Here is a 9,626-nt window from a genome sequence, read left to right on the forward strand (position 1 = left end):
GGTGCAGGCAATGATGTACTCAATGGTGGTGCAGGAAACGACATTATTACTCAAGGAGCCGGAGCAGATACAGTCGATGGTGGAGCAGGGGTTGATACCCTTGTGGATGCCGATTTCTCCGCAGATACCACAGGTAGAACCTTAATTATCAATGGTAGTACCTTAGCAACCCTGGTTTCTGGCGGCGACACTTATCAAGGCTTTGAATTTTTCTTGAATGTCACGGCTGGCAGTGGTAACGATACGATTCGCTTTACTTCTGCGACTCCGGCCGATAACAATGTTAGAGGCGGTGCAGGTAATGACACAATTGAGGGTGGTGCAGGTAATGACACCCTTGATGGTGGTACAGGTAACGATTCGCTCAGGGGTGGTTCGGGTAACGATATCTATGTAGTGGATAGTTTGGGAGATATCGTTACTGAAACCTCGACATTAGCGACAGAAATTGATACTGTACGTTCTTCAATTACCTATACACTAGGTGCAAATCTAGAAAATTTAACTTTAACTGGTACAGCCGCCATCAATGGTACAGGTAATAGCTTAAATAATACGATCGCAGGTAATAGCGGTAACAATATTCTCAATGGTGGTGCTGGTAACGACAGTCTGAATGGCGGAACTGGAAGTGATACCTTAATTGGTGGCACTGGTAATGATAACTATGTAGTCAATAGCGCTGGCGATGTGGTAACTGAAAACCTCAACGAAGGTACAGATACAGTGCAATCATCTATCAGCTACACTCTAGGGGCGAATCTAGAAAACTTGACCTTAACTGGTACGTCAGCCATCAATGGTACAGGAAACAGTTTAGCCAACACTATTACAGGTAATAGTGGCAGTAATACTCTTAATGGTGAAACTGGAAATGATACTTTAATTGGTGGCGGTGGTAACGATACAATTTTGGGTGGTGATGGTAACGATACCCTCAATGGTGTTGGTAGTGAGTTTGGTAGATCAACAAGAGACAGTCTCACTGGTGGCAATAACAGCGATTTATTTATCCTGGGTAATAGTAGTGCTATTTTCTACAATGATGGCAATAACACTAATGCTGGTCTAAATGATTACGCTTTAATTACGGACTTCAACATTGCTGAAGATAGAATTCAACTCAGAGGTACAGCGAGTTCTTACTTGCTAGGAACCTCGCCGATCGCTGGTATAACAGGAACATCTATTTACTTTGATAGCAATGGTAATGGAACTTTCAACTCTACTGATGAATTGATTGCGATCGCACAAGGAGTTTCCGGACTAAACTTGACAGCCAGTTATTTTAGTTATGTGTCTTAATCCCTAGAAATTTGGATAATCAAGCTTTGAAACCTTGTGGCGCAAATCACAAGGTTTCAAGTGAAGTATAAACACTACAATTTCCGCTTTTAGACTTTATTCTGCTTCTTTCTTCGCCTGTGTTTTATCAATCATGGGTACAACTAACACCTTATCTACTCGATTACCATCCATATCCATCACCTCAACCCGCATCCCTTCCCATTCAAAATGATCGGCGGCGGAGGGGATGCGGCCTAAATGGGTGATGACAAAGCCGCCCAAGGTTTGGTAGCTACCGCGTTCGTCAGATTCCCACTCTTCCATCTCGAAAAGTTCAAAAAATTGGTCTACGGGTAACATTCCATCCAGTAACCAGGAACCATCTTCTCTCTGTACGGCTTGGGGTTCGTCTTCTCCCGGCCCTGCGGGAACATCACCGACGATTTCGCTCATAATGTCGTTGAGGGTGACTAATCCTTGAATCACGCCGTATTCATCCACCACAATTGCCATGTGGGTAATTGTTTGCTTGAATAACTCCAAAACTTTCAAGCCACGGGTGCTTTCTGGGACAAACACAGGTTGGCGCAATCCTACTGTTAAATCGAGAGATTCATTACGAAAACTGCGGGCGAGTAAGTCGGTTACAGGAATGATCCCCAGAACATTATCAAGCCCTCCCTGACAAACTGGATACCGCGAATAACCATTTTCAGTCATTTTTTGGCGGTTTTCTTCGGCTGTATCTTCTAAGTCTAGCCAGATGATATCAGGGCGGGGGGTCATAAAAGAACTAACAGGGCGATCGCCTAGGCGAAAAACTCGCTCTACCATATCCTGTTCTGCTTCTTCAAAAGTTCCTGCTTCTGTACCTTGCTCAATCAGGATTTTAATTTCTTCTTCAGTGACTTGCGGCTCATCAGAAGGGGTAATCCCTAAAATCCGCAATACTAATTCTGTAGAAGCACTCAAAAGATGCACTGCTGGCGAAGCCAAAGCCGCTAAAGCCCGCATTGGTATAGCAACAAACGCGGCAATTCTTTCTGGGTTGTTTAATGCCAACCGCTTCGGCACTAATTCCCCGATAATTAGCGATAAATACGTAATAATTAGAACGACTATCCCAAAGGAGACAGGTTCGCTATAAGGAGCTAAAACAGGGATAAGTTTGACATATACTGCCAGCCGATTAGCAATTGTAGCTCCCCCAAAAGCACCAGTCAGGATACCGATAAGAGAAATTCCGACTTGAACAGTAGATAAAAAATTATTGGGAGACTCGGCTAGTTTTAATGCTGCCCTGGCTTTGGCATCTCCTTGATTGGCAAGCTGTTGAAGCCTGACCTTCCGCGCTGAGACAATAGCCATCTCAGACATTGAGAAGATGCCGTTGGCAATAATTAGTACCAAAATGATTAAAATTTCAGAAGTGATGGAGGACATGTTTGGATTTGCCGCTATGGGGAGCAGAGGAGGTAGGGTAGCAAGGGAGCAGGGGAGCAGGGGAGCAGGGGAGCAGGGGAGCAGGAGAAGAAAGAATATAATTTTCCGACTTCATACTTCACACTTCATACTTCATTTGACTAAGCACAAAGTAGTAGTTTAACTTCTTAAATTTATATATTTATATTTCAATCATCATTCTTCCACAGAAGTAATAAGACAGGTGTTAACACTTTTAAAATGGTGAACATAAACTACCTATAAATTTTCTTATCACCGAAGATTTCCACCTCTAGTAGAACTTATGGCATTTTCTTCTATTGTGCGTGCCTTGGCGCGATCGCCTCTCACCACAGAACTGCTTTCTAAGCTCAATCGGCAAAAAGATTTACGCTTAAATGGGATTCCCCGTCTACCCAAGGGTCTGGTAGCCTCGGCATTAGCACAAAATTCAGGCAGGAATTTATTTGTAGTCTGTGCCACGCTGGAGGAAGCCGGACGCGCCTACGCTCAATTAGAGGCGATGGGATGGCAAACAGTCCATTTTTACCCTACTTCGGAAGCATCCCCTTACGAACCCTTTGATCCGGAAACGGAAATGACTTGGGGACAAATGCAGGTTTTGGCGGATTTGGTGAAGAGTCAAGAGTCTGTCAATGGTCAAAATAAGACTATAGCGGTGGTTGCTACTACCAATGCGTTACAGCCGCATTTGCCGCCTCCAGAGGCTTTTTCACCTCTTAGCCTTACCCTGGAAAAGGGGATGGAATTTGACTTAAATGCTTTCAGTACAAAAATTACTACTTTGGGTTACGAACGAGTACCCTTGGTAGAAACAGAAGGACAATGGAGTCGACGCGGTGATATTGTCGATATTTTTCCAGTATCTTCAGAATTGCCAGTGCGCTTGGAATGGTTTGGCGACGAAATCGAACAAATCAGAGAATTTGACCCCACAACTCAGCGTTCTGCCCTTGATAAAATAGGCCAAATTGTGCTTACTCCCACCAGCTTTACTCCGATTATTTTAGATGCACTGAAGGATAGTGCGGAGTTCCGAGTGCTGAGTGCTGAGTTGAAGAATGAATCGGAACTTGAAACCGAAGAATCAGGAGTTTTAGAGGGTAGCCGTAGGTTTTTAGGATTGGCGTTTACAAAACCTGCGTCGGTACTTGATTATTTACCTGAAAATACTTTAATTGCTATTGATGAACCAGAACAGTGTCACGCCCATAGCGATCGCTGGGTGGAAAATGCAGAGGAACAATGGTCGCTAGGGACTGGGGAATTAAATTTAGGTTCTTTACAATTGCCTAAAATTCATCGGTCTTTTGATGATTGCTTGGCAGAACTTACCCAATTTCAAACTGTTTATTTATCGGAAATCGCAGAAGAAAACAATGGGGTCAATTTAGCGAGTCGGTCTGTACCAGTTACACCGCACCAGTTTGGTAAATTAGCTGAGACACTACGCCAAGAACGCGATCGCAATTTCTCAATCTGGCTAATTTCTGCCCAACCTTCCCGTTCTGTCTCTTTACTCCAAGAACACGACTGTCCGGCGCAGTTTATCCCCAACCCGCGCGACTACCAAGCGATTGAAAAGCTACAAATCAACCATACCCCAGTCGCCCTAAAATATTCAGGTTTGGCGGAACTGGAAGGATTTATTCTCCCGACTTACCGCCTAGTAATTATCACCGATCGCGAATTTTATGGTCAGCACTCCCTCGCAACACCTGGATATATTCGCAAACGTCGTAAGGCGGCTTCTAAGCAAGTTGACCCGAATAAACTGCGTCCGGGAGATTATGTAGTACATCGAAGCCACGGGATTGGTAAATTCGTCAAATTGGAAAGTTTGACAATTAACGATGAAACCCGTGATTACATCGTCGTGCAGTACGCCGATGGTCTTTTGCGGGTGGCGGCTGACCAAGTTGGTTCTTTATCGAGGTTTCGCGCCACAGGCGATAAAGCCCCAGAACTGCACAAAATGACCGGGAAGGCTTGGGAAAACACCAAGAACCGTGTTCGCAAAGCTATTAAGAAATTAGCGGTAGACTTGCTGAAATTGTATGCAGCGCGATCGCAACAACAAGGTTACTCCTATCCCCTTACAGCCAATCTCCGGGAGATGGTACCAGGCGCGAGATTTGCGATCGCTCACGGGCAAATGGACGAAAGCGAGTTAGAATCAACCATGCTCACCTTTAGTAATGGTGACGCAGACATATTAGTATGTACGACAATTATTGAATCTGGGTTAGATATTCCCCGCGTCAACACCATCTTAATTGAAGACGCACACCGTTTTGGATTATCGCAACTATACCAATTACGCGGTCGTGTTGGTCGTGCAGGTATTCAAGCTCATGCTTGGTTATTTTATCCCAAACAACGCACATTATCTGATGCCGCACGGCAAAGGTTACGGGCAATCCAAGAATTTACGCAACTCGGTTCCGGCTATCAACTAGCGATGCGCGACATGGAAATCCGCGGCGTGGGTAACTTGCTAGGTGCAGAACAATCCGGTCAAATGGATGCGATCGGTTTTGATTTGTACATGGAAATGTTAGAAGAAGCGATTCGAGAAATTCGCGGTCAAGAAATACCCCAAGTTGACGATACACAAATTGACCTCAACCTCACTGCATTTGTCCCTGCTGATTACATTCCCGATATCGATCAAAAAATGAGTGCGTATCGTGCAGTAGCGGCGGCGAAATCCAAAGAAGAACTAGCGCAGATTGCAGCCGAATGGAGCGATCGCTATGGTACTTTACCTGTCCCCGCCAATCAACTGTTACGGGTTATGGAACTCAAACAATTAGCGAAAAAATTAGGATTTAGCCGCATAAAACCAGAAAACAAACAACACGTAATTTTAGAAACACCAATGGAAGAACCTGCTTGGAATTTACTCGCAGCCAACTTACCGGAACATCTCAAAACACGCTTTGTTTACTCTCCTGGTAAAGTCACAGTCCGCGGTTTAGCGGTGATGAAAGCCGACCAACAATTGCAAAGTTTGATTGATGCAATGGGGAGAATGCAAGGTGCGATCGCCGAAGCGGTTGTTGTTTAAATAGTAAATTAGGATGAATCATCAATTGGAGCTATATGTCAAACTTACTGAGCAGAATTACAATTAATCCCAAACAATGCGGCGGTCGCCCATGTATTCGAGGTATGAGAATTCGGGTGTCAGATGTATTAGACTTGTTTGCTGCTGGACTCAGTGCTGAACAAATCTTAGAAGAAATGCCTGATCTAGACGCAGATGACCTCAAAGCAGCACTAATATATGCTTCGCGGAAGCTGAATCATCCAGTGTTAGTAGCATGACAATCTGGATAGATGCACATTTATCGCCTGCTATTGCGACTTGGATCAGCAACACTTTTGGTATAACAGCTTTAGCTTTACGCGATGTTGGTCTGAGAGATGCTGAAGACCTTGAGATTTTTGAGGCAGCAAAAACTCAAGAAGTTATCTTTGTAACTAAGGATAGCGACTTTGTTGACTTGGTTGAGCGTCTGGGAACACCACCGCAAATTATCTGGTTGACGTGCGGAAATACATCAAATTCTCGGTTACAAGAGATTTTAATTGCTACTTTGCCAAAAGCATTAGAGCTTTTGCGAGCAGGTGAAAAGTTAGTAGAAATCAGTGGAGAATAGGGAAGATAGTCGCCAATGGTACAGATAGCATCCAAAAATTTGACATTAGAGGAGTTTCTTAAGCTACCAGAAACTAAACCTGCCAGTGAGTATATTGATGGTCAAATTATTCAGAAATCGATGCCACAGGGTGAACACAGTACAATTCAAGGTGAACTGATTATTACTATCAATGGAGTCACTAAGCCGCAGAAAATAGCGCGAGCTTTTCCAGAGTTGCGCTGCATTTTTGCTGGACGTGCGATCGTTCCAGATGTAGCTGTGTTTCTGTCGGAGAGAATTCCTAGAAATGAGAACGGGGGTGTGGCAAATGTTTTTGCAATAGCACCCGATTGGATTATTGAAATCCTTTCTCCTGACCAAAGTCAAAGTAAGGTCATCGCTAAAATCTTACATTCTTTGAAGCATGGAACTCAAATGGGTTGGCTTATTGACCCAAGTGAAAGAGTCGTATTTGTTTATTTCTCAAACCAGCCACCAGAGTTATTTGATCAGGCAGATCAGTTAATTCCTGTTCCATCTTTTGCAAATGAGTTACAGCTTACAGTAGGTGATTTATTCGGTTGGCTATTAGAGTAGAAAGTGAACATGAATATTAATCTTGATTTACCACCAGACCTAGAAAAAGAGCTTTGTAATGAAGCTTCTCAACTTAATTTGACTCTTTCTGAATATATTCTTCGTGTTCTTACTGTCCGGCAAGTTTTAGTAAATCCACCAAAGACAGGCGCGGAACTTGTTGCTTATTGGCAGAATGAAGGTGTGATCAATTCAAGACCTGATATTACAGATAGTCAAGCCTACGCTCGTAAGTTGCGTCATGATGCTGAAACCCGTGAACGAACTTAGGTTAAGTTGATGTATTTGCTAGATACGGACATTTTAATTGATATTCAAAGGGGTCATCCTTTTGCAATAACTTGGTTTGTCAGCCTACCAGAATTACCCAGTGTACCTGGGTTTGTGGTTATGGAATTAATCCAAGATGCTCAAAACAAGCAAAAGCTGCGTAATAGTTTAAGACTAGTTGCACCTCTACCTATAGTCTGGCCGACTGAAGCCGATTTAAACTGCGCCTTGTCAGACTTCGCTACATACCATTTGTCTGACAGTCTAGGCTTGTTAGATGCTTTAATCGGCGCTTGTGCTGTTGGCAGGGGTGCAACACTGTGTACGTTCAATATCAAACACTACCGTGTTATTCCTGGTTTAGACATAGCACAACCCTACACACGTTGACAGTTAACTAACACCCTATTGTCAGAACAGTATAAAGAAGTTAAGTGATGTAAATAAGTGCTGTAATTGCAGCACATTTGCACCACTATGATTAAACTAGAGATAACAGCACGATTTATGTGAAAACAATGGAAGATTCTCTTTCCGCAAAAATCACTCCACTTTCAGATGGAAGTGTACATTTGCAAGTTCTGGAAGGTTCACAGAGATTGTCAGTTACACTACCGCAATCTTCATATAACCAGCTTGTTCAATTTGCTGAGGCACGAGGTATATCAATTGCTGAAGCTGCTAGACGTGCCATTAGACGAGATAATTTCATCCAATCTCTTTTGCAAGAGAAGGGGGGAAGGTTAATGATAGAAACTCCTGATGGCAGGATTTCTTACATCTATTTTGACGAGTAAGAACACATCAAGTAGAAAAGGAAAATATTGTATGACCCATCAACTGCCTCCCAATCAAAAAGACAATAATCCTAAAATTAATGTTGAGTCAAATTATCCTGCTGGTCACATAGGGGAGTCTTTCAATAAAATTGAACATATCATAAACAAGATAAATCAGCTTAGTAGTGAAGAGCTTACCATCTTGAGTAAAGAGTTATCGTCAAATCATAATTTTGAACTATCTAGTGAACAAAAATTCATTGAATTGCACGGTAGACAACTTATTTATCACAATAGTCTGGCTTTTTATGTTCTCATTGGCTTAGGTGTAGCATTCGCAGTTCCCAATTTGATTGCCATCTGTCTTTTTTTAGTTACCGGAAATATCTATGCTGCAACTATCACTACGGTTAGTGGAGGTGTTTCGGCAGTTTTTTGCATTCGGTTGATTGAAAGACAATCACATAGGAAAGATCAAAATATTCGTGATTTTGTGGAGAACCTAATATTACCAAACTCAACTCTAAAAAAGAGAAGAAACAAATCGCTTTAGTTACTATAAACTTGTAGCAAGGCATGATGAACTATTGAAATTAGAAGCCGACAAAGAACGCAATCACTTAGAAGTAAATTGATAGTAATATTTTGGCACGATAAATACTTATGACTGAGTTACTAGAATACGCAATATCTCGATTGAAAACCTTACCTGCTGATGAACAAGATGCGATCGCAGCTATGATTTTAGAAGAACTAGAAGATGAACGCCGTTGGGATGAAGCTTTTGCACGTTCCCCAGATTTACTTGCCAAACTAGCATCTGAGGCAATGGCTGAATATCGTACAGGCAAAACTCAAGAATTAGATCCAGATAAATTGTGAAATCACGTATAACTACTCAGTTTCGGCAAGCATTTGGTGATCTACCTGAGCAAATTCAAGAGCAAACCCGTGAAGCATACCGCCTCTTCAAGCAAAATCCCAACCATCCAAGTTTGCGTTTCAAAAAAGTACATCCAGAACTACCAATTTATTCAGCCCGGATTAGCAAAAGTTATCGAGCAGTTGGACAGCTAGAGGAAGATACGATGATTTGGTTTTGGCTGGGTTCACACGCAGAGTATGACAAACTGCTGTCTCAGTTTTAGCAATGTAGCGCGATCGCCTGCCCCATAGTTACCTTTTACACCAATAAACCTAATAATCAAATCTATGCCAACTTTTGTTGGAGTGTTTTTGTATGTTTTTGCAAGAGCTTAAGGAACCAGTTTGTAAACTTCCTATGAGCGATCGCAAAAAAGTAGCAATACTCATATTTAGCTTTTGAAAGAAAAATATGCAAGGGTTTTCAACATTGCCCATCAACAAACCAGCGACTAAATAGTAAAGGGGTTTGTTTTGCTTAGGTTTCTTCGTATATTCAGCCTTAGATAAGTAAAGCTGACAATATTTATAATTTATCCTGATAGTAATAATTAACCCAAATTTTGTAAAGCAGTGTAAAGTATTGTTACAGGCAAAAAAACAGTTGTCTGATTCATAAATTAATAACCGCAATCATAAAGACATGACAGCAACCTTA

General features: G+C 42.3%; 11 protein-coding genes and 1 pseudogene. 11 read left to right on the forward strand and 1 reads right to left on the reverse strand.

The genetic code is table 11. The features are described 5' to 3' along the window. Window positions 1–1,305 (forward strand): annotated as a pseudogene (locus NCWK1_RS08670) (calcium-binding protein); the annotation flags it as partial. A gap of 96 nt (window positions 1,306–1,401) precedes the next feature. Here the strand turns inward: NCWK1_RS08670 and NCWK1_RS08675 are convergent. Further along, window positions 1,402–2,730 (reverse strand): hemolysin family protein, encoded by a 1,329-nt coding sequence (locus NCWK1_RS08675; RefSeq protein ID WP_103124432.1) that lies wholly within the window; start codon window positions 2,728–2,730, stop codon window positions 1,402–1,404. A 304-nt stretch (window positions 2,731–3,034) separates the two neighbouring features. Between NCWK1_RS08675 and NCWK1_RS08680 the strand changes: the two genes are divergently transcribed. From NCWK1_RS08680 to NCWK1_RS08725, 10 genes are all read left to right on the forward strand, one after another. Next, a complete protein-coding gene (locus NCWK1_RS08680; protein ID WP_103124433.1) occupies window positions 3,035–5,821 on the forward strand; it encodes a TRCF domain-containing protein in 2,787 nt (928 codons plus the stop codon). Between the two features lie 35 nt (window positions 5,822–5,856). Then, window positions 5,857–6,081 (forward strand): DUF433 domain-containing protein, encoded by a 225-nt coding sequence (locus tag NCWK1_RS08685; protein WP_096579556.1) that lies wholly within the window; start codon window positions 5,857–5,859, stop codon window positions 6,079–6,081. After that, the gene (locus NCWK1_RS08690; protein ID WP_096579558.1) at window positions 6,078–6,416 is read left to right on the forward strand and encodes a DUF5615 family PIN-like protein; all 339 of its coding nucleotides are present in this window, start codon (window positions 6,078–6,080) and stop codon (window positions 6,414–6,416) included. The genes NCWK1_RS08685 and NCWK1_RS08690 overlap by 4 nt, the downstream gene beginning before the upstream one ends. Before the next feature lie 15 nt (window positions 6,417–6,431). Beyond that, the gene (locus NCWK1_RS08695) at window positions 6,432–6,995 is read left to right on the forward strand and encodes a Uma2 family endonuclease (protein WP_103124434.1); all 564 of its coding nucleotides are present in this window, start codon (window positions 6,432–6,434) and stop codon (window positions 6,993–6,995) included. Window positions 6,996–7,004: 9 nt separating this feature from the next. After that, the gene (locus NCWK1_RS08700) at window positions 7,005–7,265 is read left to right on the forward strand and encodes a hypothetical protein (protein WP_103124435.1); all 261 of its coding nucleotides are present in this window, start codon (window positions 7,005–7,007) and stop codon (window positions 7,263–7,265) included. 9 nt (window positions 7,266–7,274) lie between these two features. Further along, entirely contained in the window at window positions 7,275–7,655 is a 381-nt protein-coding gene (locus tag NCWK1_RS08705; RefSeq protein ID WP_103124436.1) for a PIN domain-containing protein, read from the forward strand. 119 nt (window positions 7,656–7,774) lie between these two features. After that, window positions 7,775–8,062 (forward strand): ribbon-helix-helix protein, CopG family, encoded by a 288-nt coding sequence (locus tag NCWK1_RS08710; RefSeq protein WP_146033964.1) that lies wholly within the window; start codon window positions 7,775–7,777, stop codon window positions 8,060–8,062. A gap of 31 nt (window positions 8,063–8,093) precedes the next feature. Next, entirely contained in the window at window positions 8,094–8,597 is a 504-nt protein-coding gene (locus NCWK1_RS08715) for a hypothetical protein (protein ID WP_103124438.1), read from the forward strand. A 110-nt stretch (window positions 8,598–8,707) separates the two neighbouring features. Beyond that, a complete protein-coding gene (locus NCWK1_RS08720; protein WP_103124439.1) occupies window positions 8,708–8,926 on the forward strand; it encodes a hypothetical protein in 219 nt (72 codons plus the stop codon). Further along, complete coding sequence (locus tag NCWK1_RS08725; protein WP_103124440.1) at window positions 8,923–9,192, forward strand: ParE family toxin-like protein; 270 nt, start codon at window positions 8,923–8,925, stop codon at window positions 9,190–9,192. Before NCWK1_RS08720 ends, NCWK1_RS08725 begins: the two co-directional genes overlap by 4 nt. The last annotated feature ends 434 nt before the right edge of the window (window positions 9,193–9,626 follow it).

The sequence above is a fragment of the Nostoc cycadae WK-1 genome, from assembly GCF_002897135.1.
In the GTDB taxonomy this organism is placed as follows: Bacteria; Cyanobacteriota; Cyanobacteriia; order Cyanobacteriales; family Nostocaceae; genus Nostoc_B.

Excerpts from the sequence above, each read along its gene's own strand:
- NCWK1_RS08705 (WP_103124436.1), top strand. The coding sequence starts at position 7,275 with ATGTATTTGCTAGATACGGACATTTTAATTGATATTCAAAGGGGTCAT.
- NCWK1_RS08675 (WP_103124432.1), bottom strand. The coding sequence starts at position 2,730 with ATGTCCTCCATCACTTCTGAAATTTTAATCATTTTGGTACTAATTATT.
- NCWK1_RS08700 (WP_103124435.1), top strand. The coding sequence starts at position 7,005 with ATGAATATTAATCTTGATTTACCACCAGACCTAGAAAAAGAGCTTTGT.
- NCWK1_RS08715 (WP_103124438.1), top strand. The coding sequence starts at position 8,094 with ATGACCCATCAACTGCCTCCCAATCAAAAAGACAATAATCCTAAAATT.
- NCWK1_RS08695 (WP_103124434.1), top strand. The coding sequence starts at position 6,432 with ATGGTACAGATAGCATCCAAAAATTTGACATTAGAGGAGTTTCTTAAG.
- NCWK1_RS08690 (WP_096579558.1), top strand. The coding sequence starts at position 6,078 with ATGACAATCTGGATAGATGCACATTTATCGCCTGCTATTGCGACTTGG.
- NCWK1_RS08720 (WP_103124439.1), top strand. The coding sequence starts at position 8,708 with ATGACTGAGTTACTAGAATACGCAATATCTCGATTGAAAACCTTACCT.
- NCWK1_RS08680 (WP_103124433.1), top strand. The coding sequence starts at position 3,035 with ATGGCATTTTCTTCTATTGTGCGTGCCTTGGCGCGATCGCCTCTCACC.
- NCWK1_RS08685 (WP_096579556.1), top strand. The coding sequence starts at position 5,857 with ATGTCAAACTTACTGAGCAGAATTACAATTAATCCCAAACAATGCGGC.